The following is a 20953-nucleotide window of genomic DNA, read 5'->3' on the forward strand; positions in this document are numbered from 1 at the left end:
ACTGCATGTGTGGCCCGGTGCCCCCCACGGCTTCGACGGCCTGGCGCCCCGGGCGGCCCTCAGCCGGGACGCACGCGACGCCCGTACCCGCTGGCTCCGGCGCCTCCTCGCGCAGTCCGGCACGGGGAACCGGCCCGGCGCAGGGGCCGGCGGACGGCAGACGTAGCGGATCGCTCCCGCCCCGGCGCGACGATGCCCGATTCGTCCGTCGACCCTACGGTGGAGGCATGGCGGTGATCAACGGTTGGCGGCCGGGAACAGAGGCCCGGCTCCGCGCGGTGGACGCGGGGGGCGCGGCCGTGCTGTTCGTGCTGTCGGTCGTGGCCGCCTCGCTCGATCCGCACAGGCACCAGTTCCTGTTGCGCTGGCCCGCGGTGCTGGTGGCGGCCGTCGGCTGCTCCGCACTGTTGCGGCGGCGTCGCCACCCGTTCGGCGTACTGGCCGTCACCATTGGCTGCGGGGTGACCTTTCAGCTGCTCGGAGTTCGGGACAGCCCGCTGGTGGTGAGCCCGGTTCTGGTGGCCGTCTACACCGTGGCCGTGCGTACCGACCGGCGTACCGCCTGGACCTCGGCAGTCGTCTCGGCCGGCGTCCTGGTGAGCACCGCCGCGATGTTCACCCCGCAGTCGTTGCTGGCACCGGACACGGTCGCGATGCTGGCCTGGACGGCCCTGCCGGCCGCGGTCGGGGACGGGGTGCGCTCACGCCGCGCCTATGTGGTGGCCGTGGAGGAACGGGCGGAGCACGCGGAGCGCACCCGCGAGCAGGAGGCGCGGCAGCGAGTGGCGGCCGAACGGGTCCGGATCGCGCGCGAACTGCACGACATCGTCGCGCATCACATCGCCTTGATCAACGCGCAGGCGGGCGTTGCCGTCCATCTGGTGGACCAGCGGCCGGAACAGATCCTCACCGCGCTGGAGGACATCCGGGACACCAGCCGCTCCGCGCTGGACGAACTTCGGGTGACCGTGGGCCTGCTCCGGCAGTCCGACGATCCGGTGGTGCCGCGCGATCCGATGCCGGGCCTGGCGCAGGTGCCGGCCCTGCTGGCGTCGTTCGAACGCGCCGGGCTGGCCGTGAGCCACTCCCGGTGCGGCGACACCGAACCACTGGATCCGGCGGTCGACCTGGCCGCGTACCGCATCGTGCAGGAGTCCCTGACCAATGTGCGCAAACACGCCGGAGCCGATCACGCCCGGCTGTGCCTCCACTACCACCGGGAGCGGCTTACGATCACCGTCGAGGACGACGGATCCGCCGGACCGCGCCGTCCTCGCCCCGGGGCCGGTCACGGGCTGATCGGCATGCGTGAGCGGGCTGCCACGATCGGGGGCAGGCTGCACGCGGGACCACGCCCCGAGGGCGGATTCACCGTGACGGCAGAACTGCCGCTGCGCCCCGGCCCGGCACGGGATCGGAGAGACGGGCATGACGATTCGCGTACTGCTTGCCGATGACCAGGCCCTGCTGCGGGGCACCTTCAGAATGCTGTTCGACGCCACGGACGACATGGAGACCGTCGCCGAGGCCTCCAACGGGCGCGAGGCGGTCGAGCTGGCCGGCGCACAGCACCCGGATGTGGTCCTGATGGACATCCGCATGCCGGAGATGGACGGCCTGGAGGCGACCCGGCTCATCAGCGAGTCCGAGGACCTCGCAGGCGTGAAGGTGCTCATTCTGACCACCTTCGAGGACGACGAGCACGTCGCCGAGGCGTTGCGTGCGGGCGCGAGCGGCTTTCTCGGCAAGGGTGCGCGACCCGAGGAGCTTCTCGATGCCGTGCGCACGGTCGCGGGCGGCGAGGCGCTGCTGTCCCCGACGGCGACGCGGGCGTTGATCACCCGGTTCCTGGCCCAGCCGGATCCCTGCCCGGAGGCCGTGCACGAGCGGCTGGAGTGCTTGACGCCGCGGGAGCGCGACGTCACGGCCCTCGCCGCCCTGGGTCTGTCCAATGATGAGATCGCCGATCGCCTGTTCGTCAGCCCGCTGACCGCCAAGACCCACGTCAATCGGGCGATGACCAAGCTGGCGGCGCGTGACCGTGCCCAGCTCGTGGTCGTCGCCTATCAGTGCGGGCTGGTCAGTCCGGCGGCCGAGCCGGACGGCCCGGAAGTGCCCGCGTAGCCGTCGGCACGGCGTTCCGCGGATGGCCCCGGCAGTAGTCCGGCGTACCGGATACCGCAGTCGTGGTAGGCGGGAATCACTGTGCGGGGACGATGTGCCGGGGGCCCTCCCTGGGCGATGGTGGGACCACGAACGGAGGTTTCGCCATGATCGAAGCCCAGTGCCTGACCAAGACGTCCGGCGAGAAGCCGGTTCCCGCACACCTGACCCTGCTGCGCGACGCCCTCGCCTGCGGGCAGGGCCAGAGCATGAGGGCGGGCGTGGCCACCCGGGCCGAACGCAGCCACGCGTGCTCCCGTCGCAGCGGGGCGGACCGCGCCGCCCCGACGATGCAGATCACACTGGCCCAATGGGTCAGCAGGACCACGTCGTCCATCAAGTGAGCCGTGCATCGGTGAAGGGACCCGACGAGGCTCCCCGCGGGTCCGGGCCGCCCGCCCATGCCGGCCATGGGCGGGCCGCATCCGGATCAGCCGGCGTCGAGGACGCGCCAGTCGCGTGTACCGATGTCGGCGGGTGTGCCGTCGAGGATCCTGGCGGTGCGCGTCGCCGGTTCGAGGGCGACGGTCGCGAGGCTCGCCCAGCGCTGGCCGAGCGGCTTGTCCGGATCGGGCAGGCAGGTCACCGGCGGTTCGCCGTCCCCTGTCACGAGGTGGCCCGTGAGCTCGTCGAGCGTGGTCGGCGGCTCTGCGCGCGTGAGACGTGCGCGGACGAAGTCGTGGCGCTCGCCCGAGTCGGGCTGGTAGAGCCAGGTCTTCTCGTCCGCGGCGGGGACCGGCGTCAGGAAGTGGTTGGTGCGCACGAGCGTGTCGTGTTCGGGCTGCACCGAGAACACACCGACCGGGCTCAGATCGAGGAGGATCGCGTCCGTCTTGTCGAAGAGGGCGAACGAGCCGGACGACGCGAGGGGCGAGCCGCGGACGATCTCGACGGCCTCGGCGACGCTGCCCGCCTCTTCGAGGACGATCGCCACGAGCACATGCACGGGGATGCCGCCGATGCCGTCGCGGACGTGCCCGAGGATGTTGAAGTGCAGGGCGAGTCCGGCACTGTTGACGCCGATCTTGCCGAGGATGCCGTCCTCGGTGATGCCGACGAAGTCGTGCCGGCCGCCACGAACCTCCGACGTGTGCCACCGGGCGCTGAGTTCGACGTGCCAGTCCCAGGTCTGGACGCCGAAGGTGCGTGGCGCCGAACCGCCGTCGCCGGTGATGCGGCGCACGATCGTGGTGCATTCGCCGGGCGGCACGGTGGCGCTGCGCGCCAGGATCTCGGTGCGCGCGTTGAGGGCGCCGATGCGCCACGGCTCGGTGCCGGACCCGTGGGCGATGCCCTCGATCTCGGCGCGCGTTCCCGGGCGGAACCGCCCGATGGCGTCGAGGGCGCGCTCGGCGTCCTCGTGTACCTGGGCGGGGGAGATGGAGCCGAGGGCGAAGAGCCGGTCGTACGCGTCGATCGTGGCGGGGATGCCGTCGCGCAGTTGCTCGCCGCGGGCGATGCCGCGGGCGATGCCGCGGGCGTGCGGGTCGGTGCCGGCGGCCTTGACGTGGCGGCGGTGTTCCGGACGGGGGATCGACGTCGTGGTCACGAGCGTCCTTTCGCGGTGTTCGTGTGGAGCTGTACGGCGCCGCCGACGACGGTCGCGAGTACGGCGTTGCCGGGCTGTGCTTCGGGGTCGAGGTCGAGCGGGTTGGCCGCGAACACGGTGAGGTCGGCGAGGCAACCGGGCGCGATCCGTCCGAGTTCGGCGGACGCCCCGGCGGCGTACGCGGCGGCGCCGGTCATGCCGGTGTACGCCTCGCGCGCGGAGACCGCCTGGCCGGGCTGCACGGGTGCCGCGTCGGACTCCTCGACCGGCCGGCGCAACTGGCAGTCGGCCAGGCCGATGCGCGGATCGCCGGGGCCGATGGGCCAGTCGGAGCCGAGCGCCACGACGGCGCCGTGGTCCAGGAGATCGCGGGTACGCCAGCCGTGGGCGACGCGGTCGGGCTCGATGGCGCCGCGACCAGTTGTCGGTGCCGTCGGCGCGCGTGTGCCGGGTCGCGTGCACGGGTTGGAGGCTTGCCACGACGTCGAGTTCGGCGAATCTGCCCAGCAGGTCGTCCGGGATGGACTCGATGTGCTCGATGCGGTGCGGGGCACGGGCTGCCGGGCCGGCCTCCTCGATGACGTCGAGGGCGAACCGGACGGCCTGGTCGCCGATCGCGTGGGTGGCGGTCGGGATGCCGCGCTCGGCGAAGAAGCGCATCGCGGCGCGGTACGCCTCGACGTCGCGCCACAGCGGCTCGCGGTTCTCGCCGTGGATGTCCGGGCGGTCGAACCACGCCGTGCCGTTGTCCGCCGTGCCGTCGAGCATGAACTTCGCACCCTCGACGTGCCAGCGCCGCCCGCGCCGGCCCTGGAGATCGGCGACGTGCTGCCAGGTCTCCGGCGGGGAGTCGGCCGGCACCAGCGGCGAGCAGCGGATGCGCAGCGGCAGGTCCCCGTGTTCCTCGATGTGCCGGTACACCTCTTCGGAGGGGTCGGAGAAGTCGAGCGCGTGCAGGCCGGTGAGTCCGCTGCGCGCGAGCTGTTCGAGCTGGTGGCGTACGTACTCGGCGGCCGTGTCCACGGGCACTTCGGGATAGTGGTCGAACACCAGGTCCATCGCCTGGAGTTCGACCACGAAGCCGGTCGGTCGGCCGTCCGCGTCGACATCGATCGACGAGGCGTCGGTGAACGTCTCCCGGCCGGTCAGACCGGCGAGTTCCACGACCCGGGGGCTCACGACGAGAGCGTGCGCGTCGCGGGTCATCAGCGAGATCGGCCTGCCGGGGAAGCGCTCGGCGAACACGGTGCCGGCCGGGTCGCCGTCGAAGACGTTCACATCGAGGTCGAATCCGGTGATCCACTCGTCCGTCGCCCGTGCGTCCGCCACCTCGGCCAGGCAGGTGAACACCTGCTCCAGGGTCGACGCGCCGGACAGGTCCACGCCGCTGCCGATCGAGATCGACCCCCACACGGGGTGGGCGTGGACATCGGTGAGACCGGGCAGGACCGCGGCGCCCGGGAACTCGTGGACGGCCGTGCCGGGACCCCGCAGCGGTTCGAGGTCCGACGCGTCGCCGACGGCGATGACACGGCCGCCGGTGATCGCGACCGCGTTCGCGTCGGGGGCGACGGCCTCCCCGGCCAGATGTTCGATGTGGTGGGCGAGCACTATGACGTCGGCTTGCACAGGATTTCCTTCTGGTCTTGCGGAGTTCGATGTCTTGCCGCGTTCGATGCGCGGATCGATGTACGGGGCGGTTCCTTCGCGCGCACGGCACGGGGCGGGTCCTTCGCGCGCACGGCACGGGGCACGACGCCGTGCGCGCAGGATCGCCGGAAGGGCACGCGTCAGTCGCGCGGGATGCTCCGAAGGGCGCGGGTCATCGCCCAGTAGACGGCGGCGGCGGCGATCATGCCGGACGGAATCGCCATGTCGATGTCGTCCAGGGCCTTGGCGATCGGGCCGACCCAGAAGCTGGTGTTCACCCACAGCGCGGACGTGAGACCGCCGACGACGATGGCGAGGAATCCGGCCCGGTGGACGCCGCCGTGGTACCAGAAGGGGCAGCCGCGCCGCTGTTCGAGGAGGTCGCGCCCGTTGTAGCGGTTGCCCCGCAGGACCAGGTCGGTCACGGCCACCGCCATGGCCGGACCGCTCGCGGCGATGACGCCCGTACAGATCCACAGCAGGTTCCCGGCGAGGATCACGCCGAGGGCCTGCGGGAGCGTGAGGTCCATGAGGATCAGCGTGGCGCCGACGACGAAGCTCAGATAGCTCACGTTCGGCGCCGCCCAGACCGCGAACAGCCGGCGCGGCCGCCCACCGCGCTCGTCCGCCGGGACCAGGTCGATCCCCCTTGTCTCCACATGCCCCGTGCGCTCGGAGCCGTGTTCGTCGAGGGGGCTCGCGGAGGAGTTGGGGTTCGTCGTCGTCATCGGGGCCTCTCGGGTCCGCCGGCCGCTGGGCCCCTATTGGGCAAATGGCCAACTGCGTGTTGGGCACACATCCAATAGCGTGTCCCCCATGACGTCAAGACCTCAGCCGGCACGAAGCCGGAAGCTGCCCGGCGAGCGCCGCGCGGAAATCGTGCAGACCGCAGCGGGCATCGCCCTGGAGGAGGGGCTGGAGCGCATCACGCTCCGACGTGTGGCCGACGAGCTGGGCGTCCGCCCCGGGCTCATCGGCCACTACTTCCCGGCCGCGGACAACCTCGTGAGCGAGGCGTTCTCCCACGCCGCGACGAAGGAACGCGAATCGCTCCTGCCCTGCGAGGAACAGGCGCTTCCCGCGGACGTGCGGCTCGGGCGCTTCCTCGTGCGCCTCACCGACGGCGAGTACCAGGACCTCAGCCGGCTGTGGCTCAACGCGCGGCACGTCAGCAGGTTCAAGCCGGGGCTGCGCGCGGCGGTGCGCACGCAGGAGTCCGTGACACGCACCGCCCTCGCGGATCTCATCGAGGAAGGGCGCTGCACCGGAGCCTTCACGACCGACGACTCACTCGGAGCGGCCCTGCACATCCTGGTCACCGTCGACGGCCTCGGTGCGTACGCCAACGACGACACACAGGTGGACCACCCGGTGCTGGAGGACATGGCCATCGCCACGGCCGAACGTCTGCTCGGCCTCGCCCGAGGCACCCTCCGTGACCGGGCCTGACGCACCCGGACCGGGCGGGCCCGGCCATCGTCCCAAGCGCGAGGTGCCGATCCGGAAGCACCAGATCCTCCCGGACGACGACGAGGAGCGGGCCGGCGCGTGCCGAGCACCGGCCTGCCGCCGGTGCGGAACGCTTCGGCGTACGAGCGGATGCACGGATCGACGGCCCACCTCGGAGCGGAAACGGATGGTATACACCGCATATGCCTCGATTCGCATTCCACTCCCCGTGGTGACCGGGAGCGGTTGGCGGCGTTCGGCGGCCCATCTGGGGCGCGCGCTCTCCCCGCGTGGCGCGCTCGCCCTGCACAGCGTGGACGGTGCCTTCTCCTTCGCCCTGCGTGCCGCACTGGCCATGGCGCTGCCGGCACTGCCGATGGCACTGGCCGGGCGGGCCGATCAGGCCGTTTACGCCATGCTCGGTTCCTTCACCACCACGTTCGGCCGCAACCTGCCCTACGCACGTCGGGCCCGCGTCCTCGCGCTGGTCGCGGTGGCCATGTCCGCGGGTGTGGGCTGCGGTTCGGCGCTTGCCGCGTGGGCCCATCCGCGGGACGGCGGGGCGGGCGCCGCCGTGGTGGTCGCGGCGATGGCTGTGGTGGCCGGTGCCGCGAAGCTCGCCTGCGACGCGGCACGCCTGAGCGGGCTCGGCGCCGTGCTGCTGCTCTTCTCCTTCGCCGTGGCGGCCAACGGTTCACCGGCCCCCGCCGACATCCTTCCCCGGACCGCCCTGGCCGCATCGGGCGCGGCCGTCGCCTGGGTACTGGCCGTGTCGGGCTGGTTCGTGCACCCGGACCGTCCGCAGCGTCTCGCCGTCACCGCGGCGCTCCGCGAGGTCGCGGAACTGCTGGAGGCAACCGGCGCGGGGAACGGACACGGTCTTGCCAGGCACCGGGCGACCGCCGCCGTTCTGCAGGCGTACCGGACCCTCGGCGTGCTGCCACCGACCGCCGCCGAGCCGGGCGACCGGGGCGGCACATGCGTGTACCTGACTGACCTCGCCTGGTCGCTGCTCATCGGTTCCGCCCGCCGGCCACCGGACGCTCCCGCCGGCCTGGCGCGGCACCTGCGCCGCCAGGCCCGTCTGCTGGTGAGCCGCCGCCTCCGGGACCCGCGGCTGCTGCCCGAACTGTCGCCCCCGTCCGTGGCCGCCCGGACCGGCGTGGTCCCCGGGGCCGGCCCCGAGCCGGACCGGACCGGTCCGGCCACCCGGCGCGCCGCCGAAGTGCGCGCCGCGGAGCTGGTGACGGGGCGGCTCCACGGCAGCCGCGGCCACCCGTCGGTCCTGCTCGTTCCCGCCCTGCGGATGACCCTCGGCACCGCGCTGGCGGGATGGACGGCCCTCCTGCTGGGCCTCGGCCACGGATACTGGGCGGCGATCTCCGCCGCCGCGGTGCTGCACTCCGTCAACGTCCGTACGGCGGCCCAGCGGGCGGTGCAGCGCACCCTGGGCACGATGGCCGGACTGGTGCCGGCTCTCGGCGTGCTGGCCGTACACCCCGATCCCCTGGTGCTCGTCCTCGTGATCGTGTTGCTGGAGTTCCTGCTGGAATACGTCGTGGCCCGCAACTACGGCCTCGGCGTCGTCTTCCTCACGCCGCTGGCGCTGCTGCTGACCGACCTGGCCGCTCCCTCGCCCGCCGGGACCCTCGTCCTGGACCGGGTGCTGGGCAGCGTCGTCGGGATCGTCATCGCGCTGGGCTGTGCGCTCGTGGTGGTCCATGACCGCGCGGCGGTCCGGGCGGAACGCGCGCTGGCCGCGTGCACGGAGGCGGCCGAGCATGCGGAGCACGCGTTGGACCACGGTCTGGAGCCGTCGTTCCCCGTCGTCCAGACGCATCTGGCGGCAGCCGTGGTGGAGTTGCGTGAGGCCGACGACGCCGCGGCGGGCGAGCTCTGGCCCGCGGAGATCGATCCCGCCGAACTCGCCGCCGCGGAACAGCGGGCCCACCTTCTCCTGGAGCGGTTCGCCCGGTGACGGTGACGGTGACGGTGACGGTGACGGTGACGGTGACCGTGATCGTGCCGCTGTGCGCGGAGCTGCCCGTACGGGCCCCGCTCAGGCCGCGGGGTCGATGGTGACCTTGACGTGCTTCATGATCGGCTGGTCGCTCTGGGTGCTGTAGTCGCCGAGCGCGCACAGCACGTTCATCTCCGGCATGTACCCGGCCGCACAGCCGCGCGGGATGTCGTAGGGGATCGCGAGATAGCCGTTGAGGGACCGTCTGCTGCCGTCCTTGGCGGTGCTCGTGATGTCGACGGGGCCGAGGTCGGCGATACCGCGTTCACGCATGTCGGCCCGGTTCATGAAGACGAGGGTGCGCAGGTTCTTGATGCCGCGGTAGCGGTCGTTGTCGGAGTAGATCGTGGTGTTCCACTGGTCGTGCGACCGCATGGTGCCCAGCGCCAGGGTGCCGGCGGCGGGGACGACGTCGGGCAGCACGGCGGTGGAGAACTCGGCGCGCCCCGACGGGGTGAGGAAGACCAGTTCACGGGCGGGCTGCTTGATGCGGAAGCCCAGCGGCAGCCGCACCCGGCGGTTGAAGTCCTCGAAACCGTCGAGGACCCGGGCCATGGTGTCGCGGATCCGGTCGTAGTCCTCGATGTACCACTGCCAGGGCGTGTTGCTGTCGGGCAGGGCGGCGCGGGCCATGCCGGCGACGATGGCCGGCTCGGACAGCAGGTGCGGGGAGGCGGGGCGCTTCATGCCGATGGACAGATGGACCATGCTCATCGAGTCCTCGACGGATGTGCTCTGGACGCCCTTGCGCTGATGGTCCTTCTCGGTACGGCCGAGGCACGGCAGGATGAGGGCCCGGCGGCCGTGGACGAGGTGGCTTCGGTTGAGCTTGGTGCTCACCTGGACGGTGAGTTCACAGGCGCGCAGCGCCGCGTGGGTGGCCGGGGTGTCGGGCGCCGCGAGGGCGAAGTTGCCGCCCATGCCGACGAACACCTTCACGTCGCCGCGTTGCATCGCCTTGATCGTGCTGATGGTGTCCAGGCCGTGCTCACGGGGCGGCTGGATCTCGCAGACCTCGGCGAGGCGGTCCAGGAACGCGTCGCCGGGGCGGTGATCGATGCCGCAGGTGCGGTTGCCCTGGACGTTGCTGTGTCCCCGCACGGGGGAGGGGCCCGCCCCTTCCCGGCCCAGATTGCCGCGGAGCAGAAGCAGGTTGACGATCTCCCGTACGGTGTCGACGCCGTGTTCGTGCTGGGTGAGCCCCAGGCACCAGCTGACGATGGAGCGGTCGGCTTCGCCGTACACACGCGCCGCCTCGAGGATGTCGGCGCGGCTCAGCCCGGACTGGGTCTCGATCTCCTCCCACGCCGTGGCCTCGCACAGCACGCGGTACTCCTCGAAGCCCGCGGTATGGCGGTCGATGAACTCCCGGTCCAGCGCCCTGGGATCGGATTCGGACTGCTCCAGGATCGCCTTGGCCATGCCGCGCAGCAGCGCCATGTCGCCGCCGATGCGCGGTTGCAGGTTGAGGGTGCTGGTCCGGGTCGTCCTGAACAGGGCCATGTCCGTGAAGTCGTGGGGGACGATGGTGCGGGTGGCCGCTGCCTCGACGAGCGGGTTGATGTGCACGATCTGGGCGCCGCGGTGGTACGCCTCGGCGAGCGCGGTGAGCATCCGGGGCGCGTTGGAAGCGGCGTTGACCCCCAGGATGAACAGCGCGTCGGCGGACTCCCAGTCCTTGAGGTCGACGGTCCCCTTGTCGGTGCCCAGGGATGCCTGGAGGGCGCGACCGCTGGCCTCGTGACACATGTTGGAGCAGTCCGGCAGGTTGTTCGTGCCCAGTTCGCGGGCCATCAACTGGTAGAGGAAGGTGGCCTCGTTGCCGAGCCGGCCGGAGGTGTAGAACGACGCCTGATCGGGGTCGTCGAGCTCGCGCAGAGCACGGCCGACCACCTCGAACGCGTCCTTCCAGCTGATCGGGACATAGTGGTCCGACTCGGGGTCGTAGACCATCGGTTCGGTCAGCCGGCCCTGGTTCTCCAGGTCGTAGTCGCTCCACCCGGACAGTTCGGTCACCGAGTGGGCGGCGAAGAACTCGCGCCCGACCCGCCTGCGGGTCATCTCCCAGGTGACGTGCTTGATCCCGTTCTCGCAGATGTCCAGGTGCAGGCCCTTGGTGTCGTCCGGCCATGCGCATCCGGGGCAGTCGAACCCGGTGTTCTCGTGGTTCATCCGCATGATGGCCCGCGGACCGTCGACCACAGCGCCCTCGCGCACCAGGAAACGGCTCACACTCTTCGCCGCGCCCCAGCCCGCGGCGGGGTGGTGGTAGGGACGGAACTCCGGATCGCCCTCGGGGCCGGGACCGACCGCGGGTTCCAGGGCTGCTGCTCGGCATGGTCGGTGCTCAAGGACTTCAACCCTTCCGCCATCAGGGCACGAGGTGAAAACGATCCCGAGGTGAAAACGATCCCGAGGTGAAATTGATCCCGAGGTGAGAAATGATCCTTTTGGGCAGGCTATGCATGCGGATTCACCCGCGCCACCCGGCTTCCACCGGTGCGGTACGCGGAGCACGGCCGCCCGGGGAGTCCCGCGCGGGGCGCGTCCGTCGCCCGCACCGGGCTGCATCCCGGTGCGGGCGCGGATAGCGTGGGGCGTACTTTTTGTCCGCCCGGTGTCTCATGGGCGGCATCCCGGCCGGGCACGGTGATCCACCGAGCCATCGAGGTGGTCACCCTTGACGTCCATGAACCGTTGGCCGACGCTCTCCGCCGTGCCCCGACTCGTCGGAGCGGTGATCGCCGGCGTGGTGGTCGGCGTGGTCACCGCCGTGCCGGCCAACGGACCGTTGGGAATTCTCGCCGGAATCGCCGCTGCGGAGACGCTCTTCGTGCTGACGGGGTGGATCGTGCTGTGGCCCATGGATGCGGCGACCACCCATCGCAACGTCCGGCGCGAGGAGTTCCGGCCCGTCGTCGAAGAGCTCGTCGTCGTCGCGGCCTCCCTGTGCGGACTGGTCGGCATCGTGGTGATGCTCCTGGCCGGCCACTCGGACCTGAGCCACGCCGCCGCCGCGACGGCGCTCTGCGGCGTGTTCATGGCCTGGGCGTCGCTCCACCTGATGTACGCCACCCGCTACGCGTACCTCTACTACCTGCCGACGGAGGGCGGGATCGACTTCAATTCCCGGGACCGGCCGAGGTACGTCGACTTCCTCTACTTCAGTTACAACCTCGGGATGACCTATCAGGTCTCCGACACCGGCGTCTCCAGTTCCACGATCCGCGCGGTCGTCCTCCGGCACTGCCTGCTGTCCTACGTGTTCGGCGCCAGCATCCTGGCCACCACGATCAACCTCGTCGTCGGAATCGTCACCAGCTGATACGGCGGCTGCCCCGTACGGCCACGCCGGCCAGGCACCGGCCCCGGGCCGACGCGCGGGTGACGGGCGGCGGCACCCACGGCCGGAGCCGCCCGGGGTGCCGCCCCGGACACCGTCAGCGCAGCGCCTCGGGCAGCTCCTCCCGGTGGACGATGCCCAGGCGCTGCGTGGCACGGGTCAGAGCCACGTACAGGTCACTGGCGCCGAACCCGGCGGGCTCCACGACCAGCACATGGTCGAATTCGAGCCCCTTGGCCTGCCGCGGGCCGAGCAGCACCACCGGCCGGGTCAGATCCGGCTCGGCACCGGCCGTGACTCCGTCCAGCGGAGCCGCGATCTCCTCGTGGAGCGCCCGCGGCGCGATCACCGCGAGGCGTCCCTCCCCGGGCATCAGCTCCGCGACCGCCTGCGCCACGGCACCCGCCAGGTCCTCCCCGGCGTCCCGCGTCCACGGCCCCTCGCCGGTGGACCGCACCGAACCGGGCGGCTCGAAGGAAGGGTCCTCGGCCCGTACGACCCGGGCGGCCAGCTCCATGATCTCGGCGGGCGTGCGGTAGTTGACCTGGAGCCGGACGTGCTCGAAGCGGTCACCGACGTACGGCTCAAGGATCTTCTCCCACGAGCCGACACCGGCCTCCTCGGAGGTCTGTGCCGGGTCGCCGACCAGGGTCATTGAGCGGGTCGGCGAACGGCGCATCAGCAGCCGCCACGCCATCGGCGACAACTCCTGCGCCTCGTCGACGATGATGTGCCCGAACGTCCAGCACCGGTCCGCGGCGGCGCGCTCGGCCGCACTGCGGTGATCGGCCTCCTCCTGCCGCTCCGCCATCCGTTCGGCATCGACGATGTCGTGGGCGGCGAGGACCTCGGACTCCTCGTCCTCGAACTCGTACGTCTCCGAGCCTCTCGAAAGCTCCAGCACGCCCTGCGCGTACGCGATCCGCTCCTGGCGGTCGGCCTCGGCCGCCGCCCGCTCGGCACTGTCGTCGACCCCGAGGAGTTCCGCCGTCTCGTCGAGCAGGGGAACATCGGCGGGCGTCCATGTCCCGTCGCCGGGCGCGCGCCGGATGGCTTCGGCTTCCTCGTCCGTCATGTGCACGGGGTCGGCCAGATACTCGGTGAGGAACCCCTCCGGGGTGAGGGCCGGCCACAGCTCCTCGATGGCGGCGTGCACCTCCTGCTCGGCCGCGACGCTCTTGCCGAGCTGGGCGATGTCGTCGGGGCCGAGCAGGTTGGGACCGCCGTACGGGTCCGCGCCGAGCCGCTCGGTGAGCTGCGCGGTGAGGGCGTCGATGATCCGGAAGGCGAAGTACGGACGGGCGAGATTGTGCGGCAGACGGGTGTCGCGGGCCGCCTCCCGGGCCTCGTGGGCGATCTCCCGGTCGAGCACGAGGTCCCCGTCGTCGTGCGGGACGACCAGGGGCGCGCCGGGTTCGGGCAGCCGCTGCCGGTCGCGGACGGCGAGGGCGAGCGCCTCCGCCATCCGCGCACCGCCCTTGACGGCGGCGGCACGGGGCGTGTCGGTGCCGTCGGCGTGGATCCCGGGGAAGAGTTCGGCCTGGGTGGCGAGCAGGACACCGGTCTCGCCGAGCGCGGGCAGTACCTCGCCGATGTAGTGCAGGAAGGCGGGGTTGGGGCCCACGATCAGGACGGCGCGCCTGGCGAGCAGCTCACGGTGCTCGTACAGGAGGAAGGCCGCCCGGTGCAGCGCCACCGCTGTCTTGCCGGTACCGGGGCCGCCCTCGACGACGAGGACCCCGCGGTGCGGGGCGCGGATGATGCGGTCCTGTTCCGCCTGGACGGTCCGGACGATGTCGCCCATGCGGCCGGTGCGGGCGGAGTTCAGGGCGGCGAGCAGTACGGCGTCGCCGCTCGGGTCCTCGAAGCCGGTGCGCTCCCGGTCCCGGAGGTCGAGGATCTGGTCGTGCAGCTCGGTGACGGCGCGGCCCTCGGTGGTGATGTGCCTGCGTCGGCGCAGCCCCATGGGCGTGTGACCGGTGGCGAGGTAGAAGGGGCGGGCGACCGGCGCACGCCAGTCGATCAGCAGTGGTGTGTGCGCGGTGTCGTCCTCGCGGATTCCGATACGGCCGATGTGGTGCGTGGTGCCCTCGGAGAGATCGATGCGGCCGAAACACAAGGAGCCGTCCACCGCGTTCAGGGCGGCCAGCAGCCCCGAGCGTTCGGCGACGAGGACATCGCGTTCGAGACGGGCCTGCAGGCCGGTCCCGACCGGCGTCAGCGCGTCCTCGACGTCCTGCGCGGCGACTCCGCGCAGGACGTCGACACGGTCGTAGAGCCGGTCGACGAATTCCTGCTCCTTCTGCAATTCGGCGCTTTCCCGATTTGACAAAGTGGCTCCCTGCCGGATACGGTGTTTACTAGTGGCTCGGTGTTAGGTTTTTCTGTGTGAACACAGAACCACTCAATATACCTGGGAGAATCCCCGGCCCGCAATTGCGAGCCGGGGATTTTCTGTGCTGTCGGTACCGCCGGTCCCGTATTCCGGGCGGCTCCTGCCCGCAAGGGTTCTCACCCCGGCGTTGTTTCCGGTTCCGTTTCCGCGGTCCTGGTTTTGGTTCGTGTGGTCGTGGTTTCAGTTCCAGCGGTCCTGGCGAGGCTTCAGCCGCTTCATCAACGCCGATGTGCGGTCCGGTCCGCGGCCTGCCCGTAGACTCCGCGAATGGCGAAGTACTTCGACGTGCACCCCGAGAATCCTCAGCGGCGCACCATCAGCAGCGTGGCCGACAGCATCCGATCCGGCGCGCTCGTCGCGTACCCGACGGACTCCTGCTACGCACTGGGGTGCCGGCTGGGCAGCCGTGACGGTATCGGCCGGATCCGGTCGATCCGGCACCTCGACGACCGTCACCACTTCACGCTCGTGTGCCAGAACTTTGCGCAGCTCGGGCAGTTCGTGCACGTCGACAACGACGTGTTCCGGGCGATCAAGGCGGCGACGCCCGGCAGTTACACCTTCATCCTCCCCGCGACCAAAGAGGTGCCGCGCCAACTGCTGCACCCGAAGAAGAAGACGGTCGGAGTCCGGATCCCCGACCACGTGGTCGCTCAGGCGCTGCTCGCCGAACTCGGGGAACCGCTGCTCTCCAGCACCCTGCTCCTGCCCGACGAGGACGAGCCGCTGACGCAGGGCTGGGAGATCAAGGAACGGCTCGACCATGTGGTGGACGCCGTCGTCGACTCGGGCGACTGCGGCACCGAGCCGACCACGGTCATCGACTTCTCCGGCGGCGAACCCGAGATCGTCCGCCGGGGAGCCGGTGACATCACGCGGTTCGAGTAGCCGCGCCGGGCAGTTGCCGAGCCGTCTTCGCGGACGACTCGTCGAAGCGCTTCAGCACCAGGCGCGCCACGGCAGTCCTTCCTGCAGACACACAACGGGCAGGCGGCGTATGTGGCGTTCCTCGGGTACTACGGCCTCTGCCTGGTGGTGACCTGGGCCCGCTGCCTGTGCCGCTCCGCGCGCCGGCTGCCGGGGGTGTGATCGCGTCGCCGGGCGTGTGATCCTGCCGGATTCCTCCGGTGTGCGGCCGGGCGCATACTGGGAGGAGCCGCACGATTGGAGGACGCCATGATCGTCCTCGGTGTCATTCTGCTGGTCATCGGCCTGGTGGCCGGAATCTCGATCCTGTGGACCATCGGCGTCGCGCTCGTCGTGATCGGTGCCATTCTGTGGATCCTGGGCGCCGTGGGGCACGCGGTGGGCGGCCGGCGCCACTACTGGTAGCGCCGTCGCACCGGTTGTCCGAGGTGCGGGTCACAGCCCCGGGCCTACCGCCGCATGCGGATGTCGCCGTAGGTGCGCACTCCGTCGACCAGGGCGTGGATGGCGGAGCGGCTGGTCCTCGATCTCGTCGGCCGGGAGAACCTCAGCAATGCCAACGCGCTGAACGCGCTGGCGATGAACATGACGCAGGTCATCGGCCCGGCGATCGGCGGGGCGATGTGCAGCGCCTTCGGGGCGCCCGCGACCCTCTGGATCTCGACCAGCTGGTACGCGGTGTCACTCATGGCACTCTGGCCCCTGCGCGGCGTGGGACAGACGGCACCGGGCCGGCCGGAATCGGTGCTGCGGATGCTCGCCGGCGGATTCCGTACGGTCCTGACCAGCAGGCTCACCTCGGCCGTACTGCTTGTCGCCCTCGCTGCGAACGTCCTGCTGTGGCCGGTCCATCAGGCGTTCATGCCCGTGTTCGCGAAGAAGACCCTCGGGCTCGACGCCGCGGGCCTGGGATGGCTCCTGACCTGCGGAGGCCTGGGCGGCCTCGCCGGTTCGCTCTTCATCGCCATGCTCGGCGACTTCAGGTTCAAGGGCGGGCTGTTCGTGCTCGGCACGGCGGCGTGGACCCGGACCAGGAGCACGGCCGCGGCGGAACCTCTCCGCCGCGGCCGTGCCCGTCGTCACCGACCGGGATCAGATCCGGAGCTCGCCGTCCCGGACCACCACTCGCCCACCGGCGATCACCAGCTGCCGGCGCGGCGTACGGATGAGGGCGTCCTGGGCGTTTTCGGCGTCCAGCAGCACGACGTCCGCCCGCGCCCCCGCGACGATGTCGTGGGCATCGCGGTGCACGAAGCCCGCCGCGCGTGTGGAGGCCAGCTCCACGGCGTAGGCGAGTTCCTCGTCGGTGCGCAGACCGTGGAGCCGGGCGAAGCCGAGCGCGACGCGCAGGAGGTCGCCGTCACCGTACGGCGACCACAGGTCCCGGATCCCGTCGGTGCCCAGACCGATCGGGACGCCGCGGTCCCGCATCCCGCGCCAGGGCAGCGGCGCGGTGCGGACCGGGGCCACGGTCGCCCAGGAGATACCGGCTTCCGCGCAGGCTTCGAGCAGGCTCTGCTGCCGGTTCGCCGGCAGCTCGCCCAGGGCGAAGCCGTGCGAGACCGTCACCCTGCCGTGCAGGCCCGTACGCAGAGTGCGAGCGATGATGAGCTCGATCTGGAAGGCGCCGAGATCCCCTCCGTCGTGCAGATGGATGTCGAGCCCGACGCCCCGCCGCTCCGCGATGCCGAAGAGGCCGTCGAGCTGCGCCACGGGGTCGCGGTCGATCGAAGCCGGGTCGAGGCCGCCGATGGCGGTCGCGCCCGCCGCGGCCGCCTGATCGAGGAGTTCCAGCACACCGGGGCGGCGCATCACGCCGTCCTGCGGGAACGCGACGATCTCCACCTCGATCGCGCCGCCGAACGCGGCCACCGCCTCGCGGACCACCTCGATCCCGCGCAGTCCGACACCGAGGTCGACGTCCACGTGACTGCGTACCGCTGTCGTGCCGTGCCGGAGGAACTCGCCCAGCACGGCGGTGGTCGAGGACGGGCTGGGGATGCCGAGCCCGTCGCGCTCCGCGCGTTCGTGGGAGATGCGCCCCTGCGTCGTGGCCTCCCCGCCGTAGGAAACCCATGGCTGCCCCCACCAGCTCTTGTCGAGATGGGCGTGCGCGTTGATGAAGCCGGGCAGGGCGAGCAGCCCGCCGCCGTCGAGGCGGTCACCGTCGCCGGCCGCCGTTCCGGCGGGCACCACGGAGAGGATCTCGGCGCCGGACATCACGATGTCCACGGGCGCCGCACCCCAGGGGCGGACGTTCGTCAGTATCACATGAGCCATGAAGCGATGGTATACCAAATGTCCTGGTGTCAGTCGGTCGGGTGGCGGAGCCCGGTATCGTGCCGACGCGTGAGGGCGAGCGGCAGTGTGGCGAGGGAGAGCGCGGCCGTGACCACGAGCGCCAGGGAGAACGAGGCTGCTGTGGCGAGGTAGCCGACGAGGAGGGCGCCCACTCCCGTTCCGGCGTCGAACCCGATGTTCCACACGGCGCTCGCGACACCGCTGGACCGACGGTCGACGGCGGCGAAGGCGTCCACCAGGGTCAGGTTCTGGAGACCGCCGTAGCTGACCCCGACCAGGGCCGTCCCGGCCAGCAGGGGAACCACGCCCGTCGCCTCCGGCGAGGTCACCGCCCAGGCGGTCAGGGCGAGCCCCGCGGCCGTGACGATCACGAGCGGCCACAGGAACGGCCGGGTGCCGTACCGGTCGGCCAGTGCCCCGAACCGCCAGCGGGAGACGGCCGCCGTCCCCGTCAGGAGCAGCAATCCGGCCAGGGTCGCGGTGGGGTCGCTGCTCATCTGCGGGGCGAAGGTGATCACAGCGCCCCCGGCCGTCGTGACGCCGAGCAGGAGCAGCATCGGCCGGAGCAGCGGAAGGTACGCGGCGCGTCCGCCCGCCGTGCCGTCCCGGTGCGGTGGGTCCTCGGTCCCGGCCGGGTGCCCGCTCAGCCGGCGGGCGAGCCGCAGTGCGGGCAGCACGCCGAGCAGGGGCAGCGCACCGATCGCGAACACGACCTCGAAGCCGAGGTTCTCCGCGGCCCAGGGCGCGGTCGAGACCAGGATGAACTGAGGCCCCGCGATCGCCAGACCGTATGCCCCGACCGCCTTCCCGCGCCGGGCCGGCTCGACGAGTTCGGCGACGGCGCTCGCGCCGCAGACGGTGAGCACGCCGAACCCGAGTCCGCGCACCGCGGCGAGGGCGAGCACCACGCCGAGGTCCGCCGTCAGCAGGTGCGGGAGCGCGGGAACGCCGAGCAGGACCATCCCGCAGATCAGGGTGGTCCGCCAGTCGAGGCGGCGTATCGCCGTCGGGACGAGGGTCTGGGCGAGCACGGTGCAGAGCATCAGGACCGCGTTGACCGAACCGGCGCCGGCCGCGTCGGCGCCGCCGTGCACGGCCCAGAGCGGCGCGGTGGGCAGCAGTACCGCGAATCCCGAGAATCCCGTGGCCGTCAGGAGCAGCAGCGCGGGCATGCCCGGTGCGTTCCAGACCGTTTCCCGCACGGCGGTGTCCGCCGGAGCGTTCCTCACTGGCTCGTGCCTCCGTGTCGCCGTCGACGGACCGGCTGTCGCGGCCGGTCGGCATGCGAGGGATGGCCGCGGGAGGCCGCCCACCGTGCACGAATGGTATACCGAATACAGGGGAACTGTTAGCCTGAAGATATGGGCACAGAGAGTGATATGGGCGCGGTGAACGAGTCGCAGACGGTCACGGAGGGGGACCGCGAGTACCTCCGCCGGTGCGTCGACCTGGCGCGCGAGGCGCTCACGGTCGGTGACGAGCCGTTCGGCTCGCTCCTCGTGGACGAATGCGGCACGGTCAGGTTCCACGACCGCAACAGGGTCAAGGGCGGCGACGCGACCCGCCATCCGGAGTTCGAGATCGCACGCTGGGCGGCCGAGAACCTGTCCCCGCAGGAGCGGCGGACGAGTGTCGTCTACACATCGGGCGAGCACTGCCCGATGTGCAGTGCGGCCCACGCCTGGGTCGGCCTGGGCCGCATCGTGTACGCGTCGAGCGCCGAGCAACTGGTGGCGTGGCGCCGGAGTTGGGGCTTCGACGCGGGGCCGGTCGCGGCCCTCCCCATCCATGCCGTCGCTCCGGGCATTCCGGTGTCAGGCCCCGACCCGTCGCTCGCCGACGAGGTCCGCGCCCTGCATGCCCGGATGCTGGGTGTGGCCGCCGACGGTCAGGCTTTCGTCCGGATCAGGCCTGCTGGTCGTCGCGGGCGGCGTTCTTCTCCTTGATGCGCACCGCTTCCTTCCGGACCTCCGCCTGGGTGGCACGTTCCGCCTGGAGCCAGTCGGGGGCATCCTGCTTCAGCGCGTCGATCTGCTCCGTCGTGAGGGCTTCGGTGATTCCGCCACGGGCGAGGCCCGAGATCGAGACACCCAGCTTCGCGGCGACCACCGGCCGGGGGTGCGGGCCGTTGCGTCGCAGTTCCTGCAGCCACTCGGGCGGGTCGGCCTGCAGTGCGTTGAGCTCGGTGCGCGAGACGACACCCTCCTGGAACTCGGCGGGGGTGGCCTCGAGGTACACACCCAGCTTCTTTGCCGCGGTTGCGGGCTTCATCGTCTGGGCGGTCTTGTGCGACGTCATGAGGACAAGGGTATCGAGCATGTGCGCTACCTCTGACCAGGGCCGGTAACCTGGCGGAGTGACAAGCTCGGAAGAAACCCCTTCGTTCCGGCTCGCGTACGTCCCGGGGGTGACACCCGGAAAGTGGGTGCGGATCTGGAACGAGCGGCTGCCCGACGTCCCGCTGACCCTCGTGGGGGTGTCGGCCGCCGAGGCGCCCGACGTGCTGCGGGGCCGTGACGCCGACGCCGGTCTGGTGCGCCTGCCGATCGACCGGACGGCTCTCAGCGCCATCCCCCTCTACGCCGAGACGACCGTGGTCGTGGTCCCGAAGGACCACATCATGGCGACGGTCGACGAGGTCTCCGCCGCGGACCTGGCCGATGACATCGTGCTGCACCCCCTCGACGACACCCTCGACTGGGAGCAGCGCCCGGGGCGGCCCGCCGTCGAGCGCCCCGCCACCACCGCGGACGCCGTCGAGCTGGTGGCGGCGGGGGTGGGGCTGCTCGTCGTACCGCAGTCGCTCGCCCGCCTCCACCACCGCAAGGACCTCACGTACCGGCCGGTTTCGGACGCCCCCGAATCGCGCGTCGCGCTGTCCTGGCTGGAGGACGAGACCACCGATCTGGTGGAGGAGTTCATCGGGATCGTCCGAGGGAGGACCGTCAACAGCACGAGGGGCCGAGCGAGGCCGCAGGCGCAGCCGAAGGGCAAGCGCGCCGACTCGGACGGTGCGCGGCGCAAGCCCGCAGCGGGCAGGGCGACCGGCGGATCCACCGGCAAGTCGGCCGGCAGATCGGGCGGGAAGAACCCGCGGAGCGGCTCCGGCGGCTCCAAGGCCGCCAAACGCGGCAAACCCCGCCGTCGGTCGTAGGG

At 71.5% G+C, this 20953-nt stretch carries 17 protein-coding genes and 2 pseudogenes; 11 read left to right on the plus strand and 8 right to left on the minus strand.

From position 1 onward, the window contains the following. The first annotated feature begins 5 nt into the window (after positions 1 to 5). From OG520_RS35135 to OG520_RS35145, 3 genes are all read left to right on the plus strand, one after another. Positions 6 to 1457 carry a sensor histidine kinase gene (locus OG520_RS35135; protein ID WP_406016634.1) on the plus strand — a complete coding sequence of 484 codons (1452 nt, stop codon included), beginning with the start codon at positions 6 to 8 and terminating at the stop codon, positions 1455 to 1457. Further along, complete coding sequence (locus OG520_RS35140; RefSeq protein ID WP_399331808.1) at positions 1429 to 2124, plus strand: response regulator; 696 nt, start codon at positions 1429 to 1431, stop codon at positions 2122 to 2124. The genes OG520_RS35135 and OG520_RS35140 overlap by 29 nt, the downstream gene beginning before the upstream one ends. Before the next feature lie 146 nt (positions 2125 to 2270). Beyond that, entirely contained in the window at positions 2271 to 2507 is a 237-nt protein-coding gene (locus OG520_RS35145) for a hypothetical protein (protein ID WP_406015793.1), read from the plus strand. Positions 2508 to 2593: 86 nt separating this feature from the next. On the opposite strand, the gene OG520_RS35150 is transcribed toward OG520_RS35145, so the two are convergent. From OG520_RS35150 to OG520_RS35160, 3 genes and pseudogenes are all read right to left on the minus strand, one after another. Further along, entirely contained in the window at positions 2594 to 3712 is a 1119-nt protein-coding gene (locus OG520_RS35150) for a C45 family autoproteolytic acyltransferase/hydolase (RefSeq protein ID WP_406015794.1), read from the minus strand. Further along, positions 3709 to 5341, minus strand: a pseudogene (locus OG520_RS35155) (amidohydrolase). The gene OG520_RS35150 and the pseudogene OG520_RS35155 overlap by 4 nt, the downstream one beginning before the upstream one ends. 161 nt (positions 5342 to 5502) lie before the next feature. Beyond that, positions 5503 to 6090 carry a cytosine permease gene (locus tag OG520_RS35160; protein ID WP_406015795.1) on the minus strand — a complete coding sequence of 196 codons (588 nt, stop codon included), beginning with the start codon at positions 6088 to 6090 and terminating at the stop codon, positions 5503 to 5505. 88 nt (positions 6091 to 6178) lie between these two features. Here OG520_RS35160 and OG520_RS35165 point away from each other — a divergent pair, with 88 nt between their 5' ends. Further along, positions 6179 to 6811, plus strand: coding sequence for a TetR/AcrR family transcriptional regulator (locus tag OG520_RS35165; RefSeq protein WP_406015796.1), 633 nt, complete (start codon positions 6179 to 6181; stop codon positions 6809 to 6811). Positions 6812 to 6998: 187 nt separating this feature from the next. Continuing rightward, the gene (locus OG520_RS35170; protein WP_406015797.1) at positions 6999 to 8789 is read left to right on the plus strand and encodes an FUSC family protein; all 1791 of its coding nucleotides are present in this window, start codon (positions 6999 to 7001) and stop codon (positions 8787 to 8789) included. A gap of 81 nt (positions 8790 to 8870) precedes the next feature. On the opposite strand, the gene OG520_RS35175 is transcribed toward OG520_RS35170, so the two are convergent. After that, a complete protein-coding gene (locus OG520_RS35175; protein ID WP_406016635.1) occupies positions 8871 to 11153 on the minus strand; it encodes an FdhF/YdeP family oxidoreductase in 2283 nt (760 codons plus the stop codon). A 367-nt stretch (positions 11154 to 11520) separates the two neighbouring features. Here OG520_RS35175 and OG520_RS35180 point away from each other — a divergent pair, with 367 nt between their 5' ends. Continuing rightward, a complete protein-coding gene (locus OG520_RS35180; RefSeq protein ID WP_266423085.1) occupies positions 11521 to 12156 on the plus strand; it encodes a DUF1345 domain-containing protein in 636 nt (211 codons plus the stop codon). Positions 12157 to 12271: 115 nt separating this feature from the next. Here the strand turns inward: OG520_RS35180 and OG520_RS35185 are convergent, their stop codons facing one another. Beyond that, on the minus strand, positions 12272 to 14482 hold the full coding sequence (locus OG520_RS35185) for a HelD family protein (protein ID WP_406016636.1): 2211 nt from the start codon (positions 14480 to 14482) through the stop codon (positions 12272 to 12274). Positions 14483 to 14836: 354 nt separating this feature from the next. Here OG520_RS35185 and OG520_RS35190 point away from each other — a divergent pair, with 354 nt between their 5' ends. From OG520_RS35190 to OG520_RS35200, 3 genes and pseudogenes are all read left to right on the plus strand, one after another. Then, positions 14837 to 15457 carry an L-threonylcarbamoyladenylate synthase gene (locus OG520_RS35190; protein ID WP_385332716.1) on the plus strand — a complete coding sequence of 207 codons (621 nt, stop codon included), beginning with the start codon at positions 14837 to 14839 and terminating at the stop codon, positions 15455 to 15457. Positions 15458 to 15745: 288 nt separating this feature from the next. Then, entirely contained in the window at positions 15746 to 15901 is a 156-nt protein-coding gene (locus tag OG520_RS35195; RefSeq protein ID WP_266423090.1) for a DUF6131 family protein, read from the plus strand. A gap of 99 nt (positions 15902 to 16000) precedes the next feature. Beyond that, a pseudogene (locus tag OG520_RS35200) lies at positions 16001 to 16435 on the plus strand (MFS transporter); the annotation flags it as partial. A gap of 153 nt (positions 16436 to 16588) precedes the next feature. Here the strand turns inward: OG520_RS35200 and OG520_RS35205 are convergent. Further along, entirely contained in the window at positions 16589 to 17776 is a 1188-nt protein-coding gene (locus OG520_RS35205; protein ID WP_406015798.1) for an amidohydrolase, read from the minus strand. Positions 17777 to 17805: 29 nt separating this feature from the next. Further along, positions 17806 to 19026, minus strand: a complete 1221-nt coding sequence (locus tag OG520_RS35210; protein ID WP_406015799.1) for an MFS transporter — start codon at positions 19024 to 19026, stop codon at positions 17806 to 17808. Positions 19027 to 19176: 150 nt separating this feature from the next. On the opposite strand from OG520_RS35210, the gene OG520_RS35215 reads away from it, so the two are divergent. Then, positions 19177 to 19743, plus strand: a complete 567-nt coding sequence (locus OG520_RS35215; protein WP_406016637.1) for a nucleoside deaminase — start codon at positions 19177 to 19179, stop codon at positions 19741 to 19743. On the opposite strand, the gene OG520_RS35220 is transcribed toward OG520_RS35215, so the two are convergent. After that, positions 19703 to 20095: a DUF5997 family protein gene (locus OG520_RS35220; protein WP_399331830.1), complete on the minus strand. Its 393-nt coding sequence runs from the start codon at positions 20093 to 20095 to the stop codon at positions 19703 to 19705. The two genes, OG520_RS35215 and OG520_RS35220, sit on opposite strands and share 41 nt — an antisense overlap. Positions 20096 to 20153: 58 nt before the next feature. Between OG520_RS35220 and OG520_RS35225 the strand changes: the two genes are divergently transcribed. Beyond that, positions 20154 to 20951, plus strand: coding sequence for a LysR family substrate-binding domain-containing protein (locus tag OG520_RS35225; RefSeq protein WP_406015800.1), 798 nt, complete (start codon positions 20154 to 20156; stop codon positions 20949 to 20951). The last annotated feature ends 2 nt before the right edge of the window (positions 20952 to 20953 follow it).

Source organism: Streptomyces sp. NBC_00984 (assembly GCF_045162475.1).
Classification (GTDB): Bacteria; Actinomycetota; Actinomycetes; order Streptomycetales; family Streptomycetaceae; genus Streptomyces.